This is a genomic window from Sphingomonas sp. PvP055 (genome assembly GCF_040546365.1).
GTDB lineage: Bacteria > Pseudomonadota > Alphaproteobacteria > Sphingomonadales > Sphingomonadaceae > Sphingomonas > Sphingomonas echinoides_A.
Genome location: NZ_JBEPNS010000002.1, coordinates 175,733 through 195,064 on the forward strand (window position 1 = coordinate 175,733; position 19,332 = coordinate 195,064).

Annotated in this window: 16 protein-coding genes and 2 pseudogenes; 9 read left to right on the top strand and 9 right to left on the bottom strand. The window is 66.5% G+C overall.

Features of this window, described 5'->3' with window-relative positions; translation table 11 throughout:
- From ABIC16_RS19545 to ABIC16_RS19560, 4 genes are all read left to right on the top strand, one after another.
- Entirely contained in the window at positions 1-843 is an 843-nt protein-coding gene (locus ABIC16_RS19545) for a class III extradiol dioxygenase subunit beta (protein ID WP_354292526.1), read from the top strand.
- Complete coding sequence (locus ABIC16_RS19550) at positions 840-1,784, top strand: Gfo/Idh/MocA family oxidoreductase (RefSeq protein WP_354292527.1); 945 nt, start codon at positions 840-842, stop codon at positions 1,782-1,784. Before ABIC16_RS19545 ends, ABIC16_RS19550 begins: the two co-directional genes overlap by 4 nt.
- Positions 1,781-2,959 carry a 4-hydroxybenzoate 3-monooxygenase gene (gene pobA, locus ABIC16_RS19555; RefSeq protein ID WP_354292528.1) on the top strand — a complete coding sequence of 393 codons (1,179 nt, stop codon included), beginning with the start codon at positions 1,781-1,783 and terminating at the stop codon, positions 2,957-2,959. The genes ABIC16_RS19550 and pobA overlap by 4 nt, the downstream gene beginning before the upstream one ends.
- 106 nt (positions 2,960-3,065) lie before the next feature.
- Complete coding sequence (locus ABIC16_RS19560; protein WP_354292529.1) at positions 3,066-4,691, top strand: sigma factor-like helix-turn-helix DNA-binding protein; 1,626 nt, start codon at positions 3,066-3,068, stop codon at positions 4,689-4,691.
- Positions 4,692-4,794: 103 nt separating this feature from the next.
- On the opposite strand, the gene ABIC16_RS19565 is transcribed toward ABIC16_RS19560, so the two are convergent.
- Positions 4,795-7,443 carry a M1 family metallopeptidase gene (locus ABIC16_RS19565; protein ID WP_354292530.1) on the bottom strand — a complete coding sequence of 883 codons (2,649 nt, stop codon included), beginning with the start codon at positions 7,441-7,443 and terminating at the stop codon, positions 4,795-4,797.
- Positions 7,444-7,483: 40 nt separating this feature from the next.
- Between ABIC16_RS19565 and ABIC16_RS19570 the strand changes: the two genes are divergently transcribed.
- The 4 genes and pseudogenes from ABIC16_RS19570 to ABIC16_RS19585 all read left to right on the top strand — a co-directional run bounded on the left by ABIC16_RS19570 (position 7,484) and on the right by ABIC16_RS19585 (position 9,684).
- A complete protein-coding gene (locus tag ABIC16_RS19570; RefSeq protein ID WP_354292531.1) occupies positions 7,484-7,780 on the top strand; it encodes a hypothetical protein in 297 nt (98 codons plus the stop codon).
- Between the two features lie 66 nt (positions 7,781-7,846).
- Positions 7,847-8,777: pseudogene (locus tag ABIC16_RS19575) on the top strand (L-lactate dehydrogenase); the annotation flags it as partial.
- Positions 8,778-8,781: 4 nt separating this feature from the next.
- Positions 8,782-9,393 (top strand): annotated as a pseudogene (locus tag ABIC16_RS19580) (OB-fold nucleic acid binding domain-containing protein); the annotation flags it as partial.
- 3 nt (positions 9,394-9,396) lie between these two features.
- Positions 9,397-9,684: a hypothetical protein gene (locus ABIC16_RS19585; protein ID WP_056626057.1), complete on the top strand. Its 288-nt coding sequence runs from the start codon at positions 9,397-9,399 to the stop codon at positions 9,682-9,684.
- Between the two features lie 99 nt (positions 9,685-9,783).
- Here ABIC16_RS19585 and ABIC16_RS19590 read toward each other — a convergent pair whose 3' ends face one another.
- The 3 genes from ABIC16_RS19590 to ABIC16_RS19600 form a co-directional block, all read right to left on the bottom strand.
- Positions 9,784-10,074 (bottom strand): DUF1488 family protein, encoded by a 291-nt coding sequence (locus ABIC16_RS19590; protein ID WP_354292532.1) that lies wholly within the window; start codon positions 10,072-10,074, stop codon positions 9,784-9,786.
- 6 nt (positions 10,075-10,080) lie between these two features.
- Positions 10,081-10,368: a hypothetical protein gene (locus ABIC16_RS19595; RefSeq protein WP_354292533.1), complete on the bottom strand. Its 288-nt coding sequence runs from the start codon at positions 10,366-10,368 to the stop codon at positions 10,081-10,083.
- A gap of 96 nt (positions 10,369-10,464) precedes the next feature.
- The gene (locus ABIC16_RS19600) at positions 10,465-10,671 is read right to left on the bottom strand and encodes a hypothetical protein (protein WP_354292534.1); all 207 of its coding nucleotides are present in this window, start codon (positions 10,669-10,671) and stop codon (positions 10,465-10,467) included.
- 333 nt (positions 10,672-11,004) lie between these two features.
- On the opposite strand from ABIC16_RS19600, the gene ABIC16_RS19605 reads away from it, so the two are divergent.
- Positions 11,005-11,289, top strand: coding sequence for a helix-turn-helix domain-containing protein (locus ABIC16_RS19605; RefSeq protein WP_354292535.1), 285 nt, complete (start codon positions 11,005-11,007; stop codon positions 11,287-11,289).
- Between the two features lie 388 nt (positions 11,290-11,677).
- On the opposite strand, the gene ABIC16_RS19610 is transcribed toward ABIC16_RS19605, so the two are convergent.
- The 5 genes from ABIC16_RS19610 to ABIC16_RS19630 form a co-directional block, all read right to left on the bottom strand.
- Positions 11,678-12,664, bottom strand: coding sequence for a hypothetical protein (locus ABIC16_RS19610; RefSeq protein WP_354292536.1), 987 nt, complete (start codon positions 12,662-12,664; stop codon positions 11,678-11,680).
- A complete protein-coding gene (locus ABIC16_RS19615; RefSeq protein WP_354292537.1) occupies positions 12,664-13,365 on the bottom strand; it encodes a hypothetical protein in 702 nt (233 codons plus the stop codon). Before ABIC16_RS19615 ends, ABIC16_RS19610 begins: the two co-directional genes overlap by 1 nt.
- Positions 13,366-13,614: 249 nt before the next feature.
- Positions 13,615-14,409, bottom strand: coding sequence for a hypothetical protein (locus ABIC16_RS19620; protein WP_354292538.1), 795 nt, complete (start codon positions 14,407-14,409; stop codon positions 13,615-13,617).
- A gap of 59 nt (positions 14,410-14,468) precedes the next feature.
- Positions 14,469-17,915, bottom strand: coding sequence for an ATP-binding protein (locus tag ABIC16_RS19625; RefSeq protein WP_354292539.1), 3,447 nt, complete (start codon positions 17,913-17,915; stop codon positions 14,469-14,471).
- Position 17,916: 1 nt separating this feature from the next.
- Positions 17,917-19,170 (bottom strand): metallophosphoesterase family protein, encoded by a 1,254-nt coding sequence (locus ABIC16_RS19630; protein WP_354292589.1) that lies wholly within the window; start codon positions 19,168-19,170, stop codon positions 17,917-17,919.
- Positions 19,171-19,332: the final 162 nt, after the last annotated feature.

The window sequence follows — 19,332 nt, forward strand, 5'->3', positions numbered from 1 at the left end:
ATGGCCCGCATCACCGCCGGCATCACCACCAGCCACATCCCCGCGGTCGGCGCCGCGCTCGACAACGGCAAGGCCGACGAGGCCTATTGGCAGCCGGTCTTCGCCGGGTACGAGTTTGCGAGGGCATATGAGCGCGACACCAGGCCCGACGTCGTGATCCTGGTCTATAACGACCACGCCTCGGCGTTCGACATGACCTTCATCCCGACCTTCGCGATCGGCTGCGCCGACAGCTTCCCGATCGCCGACGAGGGCTGGGGCCCGCGCCCGGTGCCGGAAGTGCAGGGCCATGCCGATCTCGCCTGGCATATTGCGCAGAGCTGCATCCTCGACGAATTCGACATGACGATCATCAACGCGATGGCGGTCGACCACGGGCTGACCGTGCCGATGTCGCTGATGTTCGGGCAGGTCGACGCCTGGCCGGTCAAGGTCGTGCCGATCGCGGTCAATGTCGTCACCTATCCGCCGCCCTCGGGCAACCGCTGCTGGCTGCTCGGTGAGGCGATCGCGCGGGCGGTGGCGAGTTATCCCGAGGATCTCAACGTGCAGATCTGGGGCACGGGGGGCATGAGCCACCAGCTCCAGGGGCCGCGCGCCGGGCTGATCAACAAGGCATGGGACACCGCCTTCCTCGACAAGCTCACCGCCGATCCCGAGGCGCTGCGGCACATGCCGCACATCGACTATCTGCGCGAAGCGGGCAGCGAGGGGATCGAACTCGTCATGTGGCTCATCATGCGCGGCGCGCTGGGGCCGAAGGTGCGCGAATTGCACCGTCATTATCACGTGCCGGCGTCGAACACCGCCGTCGGCCACATCGTTCTGGAGCCATTGCCATGAAGATCGCCCTCGCCGGTGCCGGCGCTTTCGGGGAAAAGCATCTCGACGCCCTGCAGAAGATCGACGGAGTCGAGGTCGTTTCAATCGTCGGCCGCCGCCTGGAGCCGACCCAGGCGGTCGCCGCCAAATATGGCGTGCAGCATGCCTGCACCGAGCTGACCGAAGCGCTCGAACAGCCCGGGCTTGACGCGGTGATCCTGGCGACTCCGACGCAGCTCCACGCCGAACAGGCGATCCAGTGCATGGCGGCGGGCAAGCATGTCCAGGTCGAGATCCCTTTGTGCGACAGCCTCGCCGATGGCGAAGTGGTGCTGGCGAAGGCCGAGGAGACCGGCCTCGTCGCGATGGTCGGGCATACGCGGCGCTTCAACCCGTCGCACCAATATATCCACGACAAGATCGTCGCGGGCGACCTGTCGGTCCAGCAGATGGACGTGCAGACCTATTTCTTCCGCCGCAAGAACATCAACGCCAAGGGCGAGGCGCGCAGCTGGACCGATCACCTGCTCTGGCACCACGCCGCGCACACCGTCGACCTGTTCGCCTATCAGGCCGGGCCGATCGTCCAGGCCAATGCGATCGCCGGGCCGCTCCATCCCGAACTCGGCATCGCGATGGACATGTCGATCCAGCTCAAGGCCGAGAGCGGCGCGATCTGCACGCTGTCGCTGAGCTTCAACAATGACGGGCCGCTCGGCACCTTCTTCCGCTACATTTGCGACAACGGCACCTGGATCGCGCGCTACGACGATCTCGTGACGGGCCGCGAGGAGCCGATCGACCTGTCGGGCGTGGCGGTGTCGAGTAACGGGATCGAGCTGCAGGACCGCGAATTCGTCGCGGCGATCCGCGAGGGGCGCGCGCCCAATTCGAGCGTCGCGCAGGTCATGCCGTGCTACCGCATCCTCGACCAGCTCGAACGCCAGCTCGCCGCGTCATGAGCACGCGCCGCACCCAGGTCGCCGTGATCGGCGCGGGGCCCGCCGGGCTGCTGCTCGCGCATCTGCTCCGCGCCGAGGGGATCGACGTGATCGTGATCGAGCGGCAGACGCCCGATTACGTGCTCGGGCGGATCAGGGCCGGGGTGCTCGAACGCGGGACGACCGATCTGCTCCACCAGCTCGGCCTCGGCGCGCGGCTCGCTGCCGAGGGGATGGTCGAGGACGGCTTCAACCTCGCCGATGGCGAGCATCTGATCCGCATCGACATCGCCGCGCTGACCGGCAAGCGCGTCACGGTCTACGGCCAGACCGAGGTGACGCGCGACCTGATGGATGCGGCACCCGCGCGCGGGATCGAGATCGTCTATGGCGCGACCGATGTCGCGCTGCATGATCTGACCGGCGACCGGGCGGCGGTGACCTTCGGCGTCGACGGCGTGGAGCAGCGGATCGAGGCCGATTTCATCGCCGGCTGCGACGGCTTCCACGGCCCCTCGCGCAAGGCGATCCCGGCGGCGGAGCGGCGCGAGTTCGAGCGCGTCTATCCGTTCGGCTGGCTCGGCATCCTCGCCGACGTCCCGCCGTGCCATCCCGAACTGATCTACGCCAACGGCCCCAAGGGCTTCGCGCTCGCCTCGATGCGCTCGCCGACGCGGAGCCGTTACTATATCCAGGTCCCGCTGACCGACCGGATCGAGCAATGGCCCGAAGCGCGCTTGTGGGACGAGCTCGAGGAACGCTTCGCGCCGCTCGCCGCCGGGCCGGTGACGCGCGGGCGCGCGCTCGAAATGTCGATCGCGCCGCTGCGCTCCTATGTGTTCGAGACGATGCGCCACGGCCGGTTGTTCCTCGCCGGGGATTCGGCGCATATCGTCCCGCCGACCGGGGCCAAGGGGCTCAACCTCGCCGCGTCCGACGTCGCCTATCTCAGCCGGGCGATAATCGCGCATTACCGCTGCGCCGACGATAGCGGGCTCGACGGTTATCAGGCCAAGGCGCTCGCGCGGATCTGGAAGGCGGAGCGCTTCAGCTGGTTCCTGACCAAGCTGATGCACCGCTTCCCCGAGGACGGCCCGTTCGAGCACCGCATGCAATCCGCCGAACTGGATTATCTCGCGGGATCGATCGCGATGCAGACTTCGGTTGCGGAAAATTACGTCGGTCTGCCGCTCTGACGAATCGTTAGCAGGCGGCACGCCGGGCATGCCTACCGGTTGCTTGTGTCAAAGCCCTGAAAAAATGTAGCTTTCCGTATATCGATAACGACGGGCGGCATTGCGAATGGCAGAAACGGCACCGCGCCACGGGAAAGCCTGGTCTCCGCCCGAGGACGCGCGGCTGGTCGCGGGCTTTCACGCCGGTGCCTCGGTCAGCGCGCTTGCGCAGCGGCACGCACGCGGCGATGGCGCGATCCGAGCGCGATTGCATCGGCTCGGATTGGTGGAACCGGACCCTGCCGCGAGCCCCGACGGCGGCGATGGCGAGCCTCCGGCGCGCGCAACCGCGGGTGCGCCGACGGCGGCCTTGTCGGACGGGATCGACCGCCTGATCGAAGCGCTCAACCGCCTGAAGGCGCAATCGCATCGTGCAGCGCCGCCGCGACGCGCGGTCGCAGCGGTGGCGCTGGCCTATGACAGGCTGGACGCGATGCTCCTGGAAACGGTCGTGCCGGCTGCGCCGCGCGATGCCGACCTTCCCGCCGACGATCCGTTGCCCGATCGCCTGCGCGACGCTTTTGGCGGTATCGTCGCCGCCTGCGTTCCCGACGTCCAGGACCGCCATATCGCCCGCACCCTGCTCGGCCTCGATGGCGATGGCGAACGCCTGACCCTGCAACAGGTCGGCGACGACCTGGGCGTGAGCAGGGAGCGGATCCGGCAGCGTCGCAATCGCGCGTTCCGGAATATTGCGGCCGCGCTGCCCAGGCGGATCGCAAGCGCCGCGCGGCTGCGCGCGGTGCTGGCGGACGTATCCCGCGACGCAGACTGGACGCAGCCCGACCAGGCGGCGCGCACGGTCGTCAGGCTGGTGAACGATCGGTTGGCCGCGGCGCAGCAGCTGACCGTCATGCTGATGCTGGCGGCGGGCGCATCGGGCGATACCGCGCGGTTGCGCCACAGCGCGGAGGCGGCAGCCCGGGACGCCTGTCGTGACCCGACCGTCTTCGGCCGATGGCAGCTGGATCGCTGGTCCGATGCGACCGCAAAGGCAGTGCTGAACGGACGGTTCGAACGCTTCGGGACGTTGCCCGACGACATGGCGACCGCCCGACGCTCGACCGGCGAGGGGGGTGGGCGACACGCCCTGACGTTCCAGAGCCGGAAGCTCCGGCGCATGGTCGAGTGCGAATCGGGGATGGAATTCTCGGTCTATCAATGGCTCGAAGCGTCGGACGACGTCCAGGCGTATCAGGAGCAGCCGATCGCGATCGATTATTCGGACGGCGGCCGGGCGAGACGCTATTATCCCGATGCGGTCGTGCTGGGTACGGACGGCAGGCTCATCGTCGTCGAGGTCAAGCCCGTCTTCACCATGTTCCGGCAGCGCACGCTCGCCAAGGCGCTGGCCGCGATCGCATATCTGCAGCCGCGCGGGATCGGGTATCTGATGATCGATTCCCGTGGCCGGACGCTGCGGGATCTGGCGATGCGCCCCTATGACGCCGCCCAGGCGCAGGCCGTCGAGCATGACATGCAGGACGGTGCCATCCCCTTCAAGCGCATCAAGGACATCATGGCGGATACGGCCGGGGGGTTCGACCCTGCTGCGTTCATGTCCATGGCCATCAATCGCGACTGGCGTGTCACCGACGGCCCGGTCCACATATCCCGCCTCGCCCCGGAACTGTCGTTCCGGCCGATGCTGGCGGCAGCGACATCGCACGATCTCCCCGGGCGGCCCGGCTAGACGCCGCCGCGCAGGCAGCGACGGGCGCGGGTGCCAGCCCCGCCCCGTCTCTTGTTCCCGACCGTCGCGAAGAACCTGGCGGAACGCCGACCCGGCCCGGCGGCTAGGCCGGCTTGGCCACTGCCGCCGCGATCTCGGCTTCCTTCGCGATCCGCAGCGTGCCGCACAGCCGGATCGCCTCCAGCGCCCGCTGATAGGCCAGCAGCCCGACATTCGCCTTTCGGACGGCGGGACCGACCTTGGCGTCGATCCTAGCGGCGCGATCGGCACCGCATTGCGTCACGAAGGCCGATGGCAACCGGCTCGTGATGAAGACGCCGTTCGCACCCGCAATGAGCTGGTCATAATTGGCCAGCACCCAGTCGGTCCCGAGATCGCGCGTTTCGACCGTGCCGACGACACCGAAGATCAATTGCAGCCGGTCGAAACCGCGCAGGCGCTTGTCGTCGAGCGTCAACAGATAGGTGGCGACATCGGCATGGCCGCTCGCCGCCGCCGCCGCCAGCGCGCTCGATCGCACCGTCGCGTCCTCGCTCGCCAGCGCGCGCTCGATCAGCGTCCGGACGACCGGCAGGCCGCCGTCCTGCGCCAGCACCGTCAGACCGTTGGCCAGAAAACCCGGGTCGAGCGCGGCAGTGTCGCCGCCCAGGAAACGGTTGGCGGCACTCGCCAGCTTCGCGCGTACGGCGGGATCGCGGGCGTCGTCGGCGACCAGTCCGATGAGCTTGTGGCGCAGGTCCTGCCGTCCGGGATCGTCGGTCGCATGGGCACCGACCGCCGGATCGAAGCCGAGCCTGGTCAATTGCGGCGTGTAGATCGACGCCATCAGCGACCGGTATGCCGGCAGCGATGCCGGCGCGATCAGCCCGCGCGATCGCCACCCGGCGATCCGCTCGCCCGGGCCGATGCTCGCCGCCGCATCCGGGTTCGCCGCCATTGCGCGCGCTTCGGCGATCAGCCACGCCGCGGGGGCCTTTCCGGCCCGGAACGATGCCCACAGGCTGTCCGTGGTCGCAACCGCTTCGCCGGGCGACAGCGTGGCAGCCGTCGCGATCAGCGCCTGCCAGTCCGCCGGCGACAGATCGAAGCGGTAATAGCCGGTGCCACCGACGTTCGGCATCAGCACGCGCCCATCGGATACGGTCACCGTCGTGGTCTTCGCATCGAGCAGCGTGCACTGTTTGCTGGTGTCGACGCGGACGCAGAAGGGGATCGTCCAGCGGAGCGGTGGCGGGTTCGAGCCGAGGAAGGCGTAGCGCGCCTGGGTGGCGGTGAACTTGCCGCCGTCACGGCGCACGTCGATGACCGGCACACCCTGCTGATCGACGAAACTCGTCAGCGCGGCGAGCACCTTGGGGTCGTGCGCGGCATCGGCGATCGACTGGAAGAACTGTTCGGACGTGGCATTGCCATAGGCATGGCGCTGCAGATGGAGCCGTACGCCGGCCTTGAACCGGTCGTCGCCGAGATAGGCCGCGATCATCGCGACGACCTGTCCGCCCTTGCCATAGGTGATGCTGTCGAAGGCACCGTCGATCTGGCTGTTTTCGGTGATCGGCTGATGGATCGGGCGGCCGACTTCCAGAGCATCGGTGTTCATCGCGCCAAACCCTTCGGCAAGCGCGCCGACCCCGATCCCGAGCTCGGGGCGCCATTCGTTGCCGATGCGATAGCCCATCCAGTTGGCGAAGCTTTCGTTGAGCCAGATGTCGCTCCACCATGCCGGCGAAACCAGATCGCCGAACCATTGGTGCGCGAGTTCGTGGCTGACGACCATGCCGAACGCCTGCTTGTCGCTGGTGGTGGCGTTGCGGTCCAGGAAGATGATCCCGTCGCCATAGGTATCGGCACCCGCATTCTCCATCGCGCCGGGCATGATCGGCGAGCCGATCTGGTCCAGTTTGGGGAACGGGAACGGCTGGCCGAAATAGTTCTCGAGCAGGCTCACGATGCGTGGCGTTTCCGCCATCACATACCCCATCTTGTCCTTCTGCGCCTGGGTCGCGACCGCGCCGAACGGCATGGCGTGCGCGCGTTCCGGGGTCGGCGCGATCGTGCCCGACTGTCGGACGAAGGGGCCGGTGTCGATCGCGACGAGATAGGTCGGCAGCGGTTTGGTGGGGGCGAACCGATGCGTCTCGAGACCATTGCCGCCCTTGACGATGCCGGTCTGGGGGCTGTTGCTGACGACCGTCATCCCCGGATGGGTGGTGACCGTCACCGTGAACGGCTGCTTGAACCCCGGCTCGTCGAACGCGGGGAACGCCGCGCGGGCATCGATGCTCTCGAACTGAGTCCAGCTGTACCAGCGATCGGCAACCTTGACGTGGTGCAGACCCGACGCATCGTCGCCGAATTTGCCGCGATACGCGAACACCAGCGTCGCTGCACCCTTGGGGACGGCGCTGGCGAAATCGAGCCGCGCGGTCCCCGTCGCATCGACCTGGGTGAAGGTCGCGGGGACGATCGTCTTGCCGACCCGGGCAAAGATCTTCGAAACGGCAAGATCGCGACCGTGGAGATAGAGCCTGGTCGTGCGGTCCTTCAGGATGACGTCGATCTCGTCATGGCCATCGAAGCCGTCGCTTTCGGGGAGGATCGTCAGGTCCAGGCGATAGGCCTTTGGCACCGCGGCATCGGAAAGCCGTCCTTTCGGTGCGTCCGGATCTGGCACAACTCGCGTCGCGGTCGATTGGGCGAACGCCGCGGTCGATAGCAGCGCTGCAAACGGCAACAGAATTCCGGTGCGCATCGATTTTCCCCTTGGTGCCCGGGCCGGACGCTAGGAGGTCGTGATCGTTACGGCAAGCGGACGAACCTCGTGCGGCAACCATCACCACGCGGCGCTTCCGCAGCCATCGGCGGAGGGACTGACGATGGACGGACTTGCAAAGGATCTCAGACCGGCTCGGGCTGACTGTGCCGCTGATCCACCCGATGGCAGGCGTCTCGACGTCGGCGCTGGCGGCGGCAGTCGCTGGTCGCGCCATTGCGCGCCGAACGCGACCGGTGTCGCGGCGGATGCGGCGGGGCACGGCCCGGTCAGGATCGTCGTGCACGCCCTGTCGCGCGGGCGACTCTGCTGGTAGACGGTGGCGCTTGCCTCGGGCTCCAGCGACCCGCTGCCTCAGGGGCGACACGCGAAGGACGGCATCTTGAAGGCAGCATCGGCGCTCGACTATCGCGATCTTGCACGGCGCAGGCTGCCGCATTTCCTGTTCGAATATATCGATGGCGGCAGTTACGGCGAAGTGACGCTGCGCCGGAACGTCGCCGATCTCGAAGATATCGCGCTGCGCCAGCGCGTGCTGACCGATGTCTCGACGCTAGACCTGACGACGACCCTGTTCGGCCGTCCCCAGCGCCTGCCGGTCGCGCTCGCGCCGATCGGGCTGGCGGGGCTCAACGCGCGGCGCGGCGAAGTCCAGGCTGCGCGCGCCGCGCAGACCGCGGGGGTGCCGTTCTGCCTGTCGACCGTCTCCGCCTGTCCGATCGCCGAGGTTGCCGCGGCGACGGCGCAGCCGCTCTGGTTCCAGCTCTACATGATCCGCGATCGGGGGTTCATGCGGTCGCTGCTCGCGCAGGCGAAGGCGGCGCGTTGTTCCGCGCTGGTGTTCAGTCGACATGCCGGTGCCGGGCTCGCGCTACCGCGACTATCGCTCGGGGCTGGCGGGCGCGTCCGGGTTGCTCGGCGGCGCGCGGCGGATGCTGCAGGCGTTGCGGCGGCCGCGCTGGGCGTATGACGTCGGCGTGCGGGGGCGTCCGCACCAGCTCGGCAACGTCGCGCCGGTGCTCGGCAAGAACACCGGGCTGGAGGATTTCTTCGCGTGGATGCGCGACAATTTCGATCCGACCGTGTCGTGGCAGGATCTCGAATTCATTCGCGACCGTTGAGATGGCCCGCTGATCATCAAGGGCATTCTCGACGTCGAGGATGCACGCGCGGCGGCGTCGCTGGGCGCGGACGGGATCGTCGTGTCCAACCATGGCGGGCGCCAGCTCGACGGCGTTCCCTCGACCGCGCGCGCGTTGCCGCCGATCGCGGATGCGGTCCGCGACCGGCTGACGATCCTGGCCGATGGCGGCGATCAGCGCCGAAGGGATCGAACCGTCCGTCGCTCTCCGTGCGTTGACGGACGGGCGCGAGGTAATCGAGGATTATCGCTCGCTTCAGCTGTCGCTGCGGGCGCATCCGCTGACGTTCGTTCGGGGTGAGCTGGCCAGGCGTGGCGTGACCAAATGCGCGGAACTCGCGAACATTTGGGATGGCCGGCACGTCGAGGTCGCCGGGATCATTCTGGTCCGCCAAAAGCCCGGCTCCGGCAAGGGCGTGCTGTTCATTACGATCGAGGACGAAACCGGGATCGCCAACGGTATTCTGTGGCCGGATCGGTTCGAGCGGCAACGCCGCACGATCATGTCCGCGTCGATGATCGGCATGAAGGGCAGGGTGCAGAAAGAGGGTGAGGTGATCCACGTCATCTGCGACCGGATCATCGACCATGGTGACCTGCTGCACCGTGTGGGCGAGATGTCGTTCCCCCATCGGACCGGCCGCGGCGACGGGGCCAAGCATGCCGGATCGCCTGACCGGGGTGACCCGGGTTGGAAGCCGGAGCCGCGGAACTGCTACTGGCCGCCGCACGCTGAGGGCATGGATCCCGAGGACGCCGTCCGCTTCAAATTGCATGACTTTCGTTGAGCGATGGCAAAGCTCGCTCGCCACCAGCGCGTCGTCATCGCGCTATCGGTCCATATCCTGCGGAGCGGCGTCGCCCGCTGCTCGGACGCGCGCGTGGACGGCGTAGAGGTTCGCTTGGCGCTGCGTTGCCTCCTTCCGCATTGCCCGGAGCGTTGGCCGCTCGAGCTTTATTGGGATGCGGCGCGCCAGGAAAATGAGATTGGCAGGGCGCAGGGGGTGACCGCCGCGTTCAACGGCATTGTCCGTCAGCTGCGCCGCGCAGGCCGATATGAGGAAGTGCTGGATCAGTGAGAAAGAGTCCCGCCCGCATCGTCGGCTGAGGCACCCGGGAGTGATGTGCCCGTCGGATGCCATGGATCGATCCGGCTGACGTTGCCCCTCTGCTTCGCTTCAGCCCTCTACGTCGGCCGCGGTCAGTAGGATCGGGGGCTCCCCGCCGAGCCGCTTGACGAACTCGCGCTGTGCTATGCGGTGAATGTCGCTCTCGAACTCGATGAAGACCTCGTGGGCCGTTTCCGAATCGAGTGTATCGCGATCGGGATCGAGGAGCTGCGTCAAGGCCTCGCTGGTGATGAGGAACTCCACCAACCCCAAATTAGTGGTACCTGTGAAGCCGACGCTCTCGCGTTCGGCAACCCAGTAATAGTCCCCCATCTCGAAAAGGACGCTTGGGTTGGCCATTCGAGCTTACTCCGCGGTCGGACTGGAAGCAGGCAGATGGTCCGCCAGGGCCGCAATGCCTTGTCCGGCAAAGGTCGTGCTGGCAGCGCCGTCGATCTGGACGGGATGCTCAACCGTCAGGACGGCCGCAGCTTGATGCTGGGGGTCCAGCTCCCGCCAATCACGAACTGCCCGCTCGAGGTTGGTGACTTCAGCGACGTCGTTATCGCCGCGCGGGACGTTTTCGAGCGACGCGCTCATCCGCCAATTGATCTCGGGGGTCTTGGCGCTTTCGCCCCAGGTCGCTTCCGTCATGATCGTCTACCTTCTCGCGTCTGGTTCTTGGCGCAATTTCGAATGTAGCCTGACAGGGCGCTTCCGTGCCAGTCCGAAGCTCACAATGCTTGAGCTTCAAGGGCCGCGAGGGGCGACCGCGATGATATCGAGTTTGCGCAGGGCTCGCGCCATGCGTTTGGCATCGAGCAGCCCGATGCCATGCGCGCGAAGGGCGCTGGCGAGTTGTCGCTTGGTCAAGGGCGCCGACACCTGATCGAGGACGGCAAGCGCTGCTGCGCGCACCTCAGGCGGTGCAGCCTTCAGGGCGTCTAGGGCCTTCATTCTACCTCGTGAAGGTTGCGCGGTCTGATGGGTATAGATGCGATATAGCTTTGCGCCGTGCGACTTGCACGTACCCCACTTCGTGGCGCTGTCGGCGGGAGGGCAGTAACTACGGTAGGCGCTTCGTGACAGATTGCCGTGTCTGTTGATGTCGCACGAACTAACCTGTGCGATTTGTACTGTGGAATTCCTGATGCCTCCTCGGACTCCGCCATATTCAACTCTCGCGTAAGGTCGTATATAACGTCCCCTATCGTCCCTATGGGCCATTATATGAGACATTAAATGCGGTCGGCTGTCGTTGATATTCTTCCATCTCGCGTAAGGCGCAGTTTGACCAAGCTTGGCGCCGATATCGCGCTGGCGCGGAAGAAGCGCAGCCTCACGGTGGTCATGATGGCCGAACGGATCTGTGTAGCCAAGAGCACCTATCTCAAGCTGGAGAAAGGCGATCCCACCGTCTCTCTTGGCACATACGCCATGACGTTCTTCGTTCTAGGGTTTGGCGAAAGCCTTGGAGAGATCCTCGACGTCAGGAATGACGAACAGGGTTTGTTACTTGACGTCGAGCGGATGCCTCAGCGGGTCCGCCGGCCAAAGCCGCCAACTTCGTTGTGAATTGGCGATTCGTATAGGTTCGAATAATGGTAGGCGACGAGGTCGGCAGTGTCGGTTTGCTGCATTACCGATTATCTCGACGGTTGCGCCGCGCTAAGGCGGTAGCAGCGCTGCCCTTGCTAGTCAGGGCCTTTTATGTTGACATTTTCTCGTTAGGCGCCATTAAGGGCATATCTAATGCCCCTATGGGCATCGCGCGGATCTTAATGGCAATTAGGAAAAAGCGCTGGAGCTTCGGCTTCAAGACCCGCTGGTCCGAAAGGACCTCCCGTTTCGGTTACGGCTGAAACGGGACGATGATCCTCTCTAGGATCCTCGACCGGCTGATGGGCGATAGGGTGAAAATTGGATAATAGCGCCGTACACCAATTCGGTGTCGGCGTATTATCTATTCCACCTTTGTCTTCTTATGAACCCGTACGTAGTCATTCGGATAGATGTTGGCATAGTCGCCATTGGCACTAACGCGCCCGTCTCGATCACAATGAAAAATCGCTCCGTCTAAAACCGAGCCGTCGCTGCGCTGTGCGTCATGGTGCAGTCCGGGAGCCAGAGCGCCGCCAAACCTGTACAATGATCGCAATGTACTAAGCAGCTCGTCGATATCTTCGTTGTTTTCAGCCTCACGCGGTGGGCCGTCATACGCAGTTTGATGTGCGATCAGAAAGGCCATCCCCCGGCTGTCAACGAATACGCGCCGGGTCCGTTTGGCAGGTATGCGCGCAATGTCGTCGTGGGTAAGGTCCGTTGGACCGAGATCAGGCAGCCGATCGGTCCAAGCGCGCTCGTTAAGCCGGAACGCACGAAAAGCAGGAACGAGATCGTGGTCGCCGACGGCGAAGTTCCGTGGCGGAAGAAGCATTGCCTCGTTGTCCGCTTGCCGACCCAGACGTTGAACAACCTCGTAAAGACCTTGGCGCACCGCGCCTGCAGCGTCGCTTGCGTCGGCCAGTTCCTGCTCAATCGCACTAAGAATGTGCCGACGTTGCCGCGCTTTGTCGTCACGGCTGACAAGACTGGTCAGTGGGGCGACCATCACCGCAAAATCAAAGGCGGCGAGCAACCGTTCGTCGTCGGACGCCGGGACATACAGAAGCGTGATCGTTGCAGGCGTCGCTGGACGCTCCGGACCCTTGGTACGTCGCCGAATTGCGAAGCTTCCTACTGAACGTACGATCTGACCGACAAGAGCCTCAGGATATAGCGGGCCGTCATCGCTCGATGACGGAATGGCTTGGACGATCGCGTCTTTCACATTGGCGCGAAGCCATTCAGAGGCGCCCCTGACGGTAGCCAACGGCAACCCGGCAATCACGTACAGCTGCTGCGGTCCGCGCGGCTGCACCAGGTGCCGCCGCCTGTCCTTCTTCGCCATCAGGGCAGTCGACTCAACATCAGCGCGATATCTATCGGTACGATCAAGCGATCGGCAAGTTCTTGCGACTGAGCGGCATAAAGACGCTCAAGCGCCGAAGAAGTTCGCTTTTCGACCGGCAGCACCGGAGCAGTCGGCGACCGCGTGCGCTTCTTGCCAAGCGTTTCTGCTACGATACCGTGTCGATCGCACCATGTCCTTATATTGGTCTCGAGCGCTGCTACATCCTCACCGCCTAGCGCCGCCATGTCATCTACCGGGAGACCAGGAAGCCTGAGGTCCTCGTCGACCAGAATGAAACCTTCCTGGCCTGCGTCTGGTCCGGCTTGGTAGCTCACGCTTGGCTCGAGGCGCAGGTACATATCCTGGCCGGCCGCGACTTCCAGGCAAAAGGCTAGAATCAACGCCCGCGGCAGACCGCGAAGGAAGTAGCGGGTCTTGCGTTGCGCGATCGCTGCTTCCGCAAGGTGTTCGTCGCCATTCAAAACGACCGCGATAAAGGACGTCGCGCTAGGATCGCGAATGAGCCTGACGCCCGGCGTGCCCTCCACGATCTGAGTCAGGGTACGTGTATCGTCGTCGGCAAGCGGCCATTTGTCGACCTTTGAGAGCAGAGCCCCGACGTTGGAAAGCATCAACACTCCGGAGTGCGGCTTCTGGTAATAGTCGGCCACGAGCGCGGCGATGTCATCTTCGATCATCCCGACGCTATGGCCCATCAGAGGGTCGTTCGCCATAAATTCCGTATCGTGGGCCGCCGCACCACGCCGCCTCTGATGAAACGGTGTCACTTCCTAGCGGCCAGTCGTGTGGTCGAGACGAACACCAAGATCGCCGCTGACCTCGCTTAGCCGAGTAAATCGGCCCAAGCGGCGGCCGAAATGCTGAACGGCAGCGCCGCCGCCAGGTTGCGGTGATCACGGGCGCGGGCAGACTTGGGGCGCGCGACATCAGTGCGTCCCTTTGAATCGTTGCGCCGCGCGCAGACCGGCGGCGCCGCCTGGTATCATATTCAGGCCGTTAGCATGCTTCGAAGCAAGGCTGTACTTCTCGACCATGGCCTCTTCGACGTCGAGCGCCTCGCCATGGCACAGACCCGTCGCGCAGATGGTCGTTATCAGGCCGCGGAGCTTTGGACGCTCGTCGAGCACGCCGTGAAGTTCCCGCGCGCGGGCGGCCGTCAGGTCCCTTAGCGTCCGCGCGAACAGGCGGTGAGACTCCCGGCTGATGGCAGAACGGGTGTGTTCCTGGAAGCGCAGGCTCCAACCCCGCTTCGTGATGCCGTAGTAGACGAGGTCTCTGCCATCGCTCGTCATGAGCACGTGGAGGTATACCGTGTAGGTCCCCTCAAGCGGCAGATTGCCCTTGAGCAGGGCGCGCATCGGCAGCTCGACGCGCATCCCCACGTCGAGCGTTGGGGAGACCATGCTGAGAAACACGCCCGGCGCGATCCCGGCCTCCCGTTCTAACTTCAGGATCGCGGCCGCGTGGAGCACCTTGCGCTCCGCGTTCATTGTCTCGGTGACGTCGGCAACGATGCGGCCCGATGGCAAGGTCGGGCACGGGCCGTTTTGCAGGCCGCCCCCGCGGACCCAGGCCTGCACGTCCGAGACGTAGCCGTTCTTCTCGTCGAACGCGGCGAGGACATCGTCCAGAACCTCGGCGGAGCGAAGCGGGTTGAAGGTCAGGCCGCGCGAGAGGTGCATCAGCGCGGTCGGATCGACGAAGCGCAGCCGCTCGTTCAACAGACTGGCGGCCTTCCAGTCGGGCTTGAATGCTGGAAGGATTCCGGGTGGTGAGGTCCTCAAGCGAGCGAGCACTCCGAGTGGACATCGGCCCCAACCACCGACCGGGCGATCGACGCCAGATGCGGATGGTGGGTGAAGAACAGCACCTGGGTTGACTTGGCCAGCTCGGCGAGGACGCGGAAGCCCGCCTCCGACCGCTCGTCGTCGAAGTTCACGAAAAGGTCGTCCGCGAGGAACGGGAGCCGAATCCCTGAGGCGACCGACTGCTCGACGGCAGCGAGGCGCAGAGCCAGGAAGAGCTGGTCCGTCGTGCCCTCGCTCATCGCACCCACGTCGACCACGGTGCGGCCGTCGTCTCTCAGGCCGAGCAGCCTGGGGCTCGTGCCGTCGTTGTCGATGCGCAGCGCCGAGTAGCGCCCGATCGTCAGCGAGGAGAAGAGTTCGCTGGCGCGCAGCAGCATCGGGTCTTGGTGGCGCTCGCGGTACTGCTCGATCGCCCAGCGCAGCGTGACCGCCTGGGCGCGCTTGAGGATGTACTGCTCGGTGAGCACGCCAAGCTCCGACCTCGCCTGCCCGGCGTCGGTGGCCGCGACCACCGCCGAGGCGCCGGTCGTCTCGAGGGCGGCGAACGCCGTCCGCGCGTCGCCATGCGCGGCCGCTGCGGCAGCGACTTTGCCGTTGAGACTGGCTAGCTCGGTGGAGAGGGTTTGCGTGCGCCCAGCCAAACCGTCGGGGTCGATACCCTCCTGCGCCGCCAGCAGCTCCTCGAGACCCTTGCCGTCGCCCGCCGACTTAATCGCCGTCTCCGTCGCCGCGATGGCGATGCGCAGAGCGCGTGCCTCGCGCGACCTCTGGATGGCGGGTCCGAGCTCGGACGTGTCCTTCGAGGCGGTCTCGTCCATGAGGGGGCCGAGGGATGCGAGCGCCACCACGAGCTTGGTGTCCTCAGCCGCGGCGTCCCCGATTCGCTCGGCCACGATCTCCTCTATCGACGCGATCACGTTCGCGGTCGCGCGCGCCGCTGTGAGCCGTTCGCGCATGACCTGGAGGCGTTCGGCGGGCCTTCCCGACGCGTCGATGCCGAGCGCGTCAACGATCGACGCGATGCGCGCGTCGTGGTCGTCGGCGTCGCGCGCCATTCCGTCCATGCGGGCCTTGCGCTCCGTCTGCGCCGCCAGCGCCACCCGCAGCTCCTCGAGGAGGTCCAAGGTGGCGATCGCGCCGGCGATGTCCATCTCGAGCTGAGCATCCGCCAGCAGGTCCTGCCAGGCGGCGGCCCGGACCGTTGCCGCATCCTCGAGCCTCTTCCTGCGTCGGGCGAGCGCGTCGGCGTCCTGCTCGAGCTGTTCCGCCGCCGCCTTGCCGAGCCGGGCGGCCTGCTCCGCCGCCTCGCCATCTGAGCGGATCCGCTCGGCACTGGCGAGGACGGGTGCCACTTCGGTGGCCTCGTGCGCCGCTGAGTCCACCGGGAGGCACGCGACGAGCGCAGCACGGACACCGGCGCGCCGTCGGCGGCTGGCCGCGGCTTCGTCCTCGAGCGATGTCGCGGTCTCGTGCGCCGTCTCCGCCGCGTCGCGGTCGTCGAGCCAGCTGGTGAGCTGCTCAGGCCCCATCGTTGCGTAGCCGGCGCGGGTCAGTCGCGCCGTCCAGTCGGCACGGAACGCTGCGCCATGCCCGGTTGCAGTCGTGGCACGGGCCTCGGCCTGTTCGGCGTCCAACAGCAGTTTCGCGGCGCGCTGGCCCATGTCGGCCAGCCTGCTCGATTCGTCCGCTGCGGCGAACCGGAGATCGCTCCGTTCGTCCGCCCCGGCGACGGTTGCCTCGAAGGCAGCGACCGCGTCATCCGGGGCATGAAGGGCGGTTTGCCTGAGGACATGGTCGCGGATCGGCTGCCAGCGGTCGTCGCGCTGGGTCCGCGAGGCCACGATCTCGTCGGCCGAGACGGCTGGACCCGACGAGAGTTGCCTCATCTGCAGCTCGAGGGCCGCCGCCTCCTCGCGCGCCCGGGTGGCGAGGGCCGTTTCGCGGCTCGCCGTCGCGGCCAGGTCCGTGAGAGCCGTGCGTGCCGCCTCGATCTCGGTGGCGGCGATGCGCGGAAGAGCCAGAAGGTGCGGGATGTCGCCCTTCCAGGGCGCCAGACGTGCGAGCGCCTGTTCGACCGCCGTGGCGGCGAGTGAGGCCTTACGCTCCGCCGCGTCGCACCTGGCGTCCGCGTCCACGCCGAGCGCCCGGGCCGCGTCGACGGCTGCGACGACCGCGGCGAGTTCGACCGTCTTGGGCGTCTCGTCGACGCTCTCCGACACGGCTTTGCGTCGCTGGGCGAGGTCCTCCTCGCTCTCGGCGATCTGGTCGAGCGCCGAGACATCCTGCACGTGGGCCAGCGCCAGCTCGCGTAGTTTCGAACTGACGATCCTGGTCGGCGGCTCCGCCGCGCCGACCTCCTCCCGCAGCCGGGCGACGAGGCCGTCCCCGGTGGCGTGCGCCGCCGCGAGGCGGACCATGTCGTGCCTCGCCTTGGCCACCGCGCCGGCCGTAGCACCGATCTCGTCGATCTGATCGGCCTGCGCGAGCACGGTCGGATCCGGCACGAGCGCCTTCATGCGCCCGGTCGCCTCGTCGGCCAGCTTCAAGGCCATCGCCTTCGCCAGCGTGGCGCGGTCGATCTCGGCCATCGTCGTCTCCGCAGCGTCCTCGCGCTGGGGAGCGATGTCGACGGTCTCCGCGTGATCGGAGAGCGAGGCGAGCTGGTCCGCGAGGAGCCGCGCCGACGGCGCGATGCGTCGTGTCCGCTCGACGCGGCTCACTTCCGCGAGGACCTCGTCCCGCCGTCGTTGCGCGTCGTCCAGCTCGGCTTGCGCGGCCGCCACCGCGGCCCGTGCATCGAGCCATGTCTTCGGACGTAGCGACTGGTCCCGCACCGCACGCGTCTGTGCCTCGAATTCGCGCTGCGCGATGGTGAAGGACCGCTTGCTGGACGCTCGCGGACCCCAGATTGCGTCCGCGTCCTCCTCGATGCGCGAAAGTTCGTCCGACACGCCGGTAAGGCCGGAGCCTGCCGCGAACAGGGCGCGCCCGAGGTCGTTGCGTGCCTCGACCATGGCCCTCCCGCCCGCGCGCAGGCCCTCCTGGTCGAGACTGAATGACAGGCCGAACGTCTCGCGCGTCTGGCCGCGCAGCATGGCCAGCAGCGTGCCTTCGTCGAGTGTTCGGTCGTCCGGGCCGAGCAGCGTGCCGCTGGTGCCCTTCTTACGGCGGCAGGCGAGCGTCCTGCCGTCGTCCTCGATCACGGCCCCGACGCGCAGGAGGGAGTAGTCGTAGCGGAAGTTGTATGGTGAACGGGTCGGGAAGCCGAAGAGCAGATCGGACACCGCGGCCATCGAGGTGGTCTTGCCCGCCTCGTTCGCACCGTAGACGACGTGCAGGTCGGGTGCGCCGGGGCGGAAGGTGAGTTCGCAGCCCTCGAAGTGGCCGTATCGCTCGAGGGCGAGGCTGGCGAAACGCATCCTAGGCCTCGCTCGTCAGGCGCGAGCGGAGTGCGAGCGTCGCGGTTTGGAGGACGGAACTCCAGTCGCCGGTGGTGGCGGCGTTGCGCAGCTCGCCGTCCTCGTCGGGCCCCAGTGACATCTGCGCCGCCAGGAGGAACGGGCCGAGATCGTCCGCGAGCATTTCAGCGAGCGCCGCGTCGGTCGGTGCGCGCGCGATCAGCGCCGCGAGGTCGTCGCCGATGACTACCTCGTCGGCTTGGCTTTCGGAGGCGACGAGCACCTTCACCTTCTCGATGAACAGGTCGGGCGAGATGGACGCGGCGACCGCCCGGGTGTCGTCGCGGAGCGGGCCCGCGCGATCGTGCATCGTGCCCGCGTCGGACGTCAGCCCCGTGAGCGTCACGCGAACCACGAGGGGAAGTCCCGAGGCGCTGCCCCGCCATGCCGTGAGCAGCGCGGCGCGTATCAGCGCCGGGACCGCGTCGGCCATGGCGTCGGTGCAGTCGACCTCGACTACCGCCCAGCGCAGCACGTCGAGCTCGATGCGCTCCACCGACGCGACCCGTGCGTCCTCCACGGTGACGATCACCGCGCCCTTCGGTCCGGTTTCGCGGATCGTGCGTCCCTGCGTGTTGCCCGGGAACACGACGTGCGGCTCCTTGCATACGATCTCGTGCTCGTGGACATGCCCGAGCGCCCAGTAATCGTATCGTTTGGACCTCAGGTCATCGAGGCTGCACGGGGCATAGGAAGCGTGACCCTGCCGTCCGGCAAGGGCGGTATGCAGCATGCCGATGTTAAAGTGGTGGCTGGCGGCCTCGGGATAGGCGAGCACGAGGTTGTCGGTGACGGCGGGTGTAGGAAAGCCCTGGCCGTGGATGGCGACCCCGATGTCCGCGAGGATGTGGGTTTCCGGCTTCTTCGTGCCGAACAGTCGCACGTTAGGCGGCCACGGCACGCTCCTCGTGATGACCGATTCCGCGTCGTGATTGCCGGCGAGGAGGAATACCGGGATGCCTGCCTGGTCGAGCCGCCCGATCGCGCGGGCGAAGTAAAGGCCGGTGCCCATGTCACGCCATTCGCCGTCGAAAAGGTCGCCCGCGATTAGGACGAAGTCCACCGCCTCGTCGATGGCGAAGCGCACCAGATTGTCGAACGCCGCACGGGTTGCGCCGCGGATTTCCTGCTCCGGCAGGCCCTCGTAGCGCGAGAGTCCGCGAAGCGGACTGTCGAGGTGGATGTCGGCCGCATGGAGAAAGCGAAAATCAGTAATCGGTCGTCCCCCACGTGTCGCGGTTCAAGTGTCGCCTTGGTTGGTAATGTTAAGACACCTTGCAGCATGTTGTCGATTGACACAAATTCGAGGGAACGGGTGCTACTGCCGGTCGGACACGCTCCGTCATCGGCAGGGTGATATTAACAGCTGGCCGAACCG

Coding starts and splice junctions, on each gene's coding strand:
- ABIC16_RS19545 (WP_354292526.1), top strand. CDS start 1: ATGGCCCGCATCACCGCCGGCATCACCACCAGCCACATCCCCGCGGTC.
- ABIC16_RS19550 (WP_354292527.1), top strand. CDS start 840: ATGAAGATCGCCCTCGCCGGTGCCGGCGCTTTCGGGGAAAAGCATCTC.
- pobA (WP_354292528.1), top strand. CDS start 1,781: ATGAGCACGCGCCGCACCCAGGTCGCCGTGATCGGCGCGGGGCCCGCC.
- ABIC16_RS19560 (WP_354292529.1), top strand. CDS start 3,066: ATGGCAGAAACGGCACCGCGCCACGGGAAAGCCTGGTCTCCGCCCGAG.
- ABIC16_RS19565 (WP_354292530.1), bottom strand. CDS start 7,443: ATGCGCACCGGAATTCTGTTGCCGTTTGCAGCGCTGCTATCGACCGCG.
- ABIC16_RS19585 (WP_056626057.1), top strand. CDS start 9,397: ATGGCAAAGCTCGCTCGCCACCAGCGCGTCGTCATCGCGCTATCGGTC.
- ABIC16_RS19590 (WP_354292532.1), bottom strand. CDS start 10,074: ATGGCCAACCCAAGCGTCCTTTTCGAGATGGGGGACTATTACTGGGTT.
- ABIC16_RS19595 (WP_354292533.1), bottom strand. CDS start 10,368: ATGACGGAAGCGACCTGGGGCGAAAGCGCCAAGACCCCCGAGATCAAT.
- ABIC16_RS19600 (WP_354292534.1), bottom strand. CDS start 10,671: ATGAAGGCCCTAGACGCCCTGAAGGCTGCACCGCCTGAGGTGCGCGCA.
- ABIC16_RS19610 (WP_354292536.1), bottom strand. CDS start 12,664: ATGGCGAAGAAGGACAGGCGGCGGCACCTGGTGCAGCCGCGCGGACCG.
- ABIC16_RS19615 (WP_354292537.1), bottom strand. CDS start 13,365: ATGATCGAAGATGACATCGCCGCGCTCGTGGCCGACTATTACCAGAAG.
- ABIC16_RS19625 (WP_354292539.1), bottom strand. CDS start 17,915: ATGCGTTTCGCCAGCCTCGCCCTCGAGCGATACGGCCACTTCGAGGGC.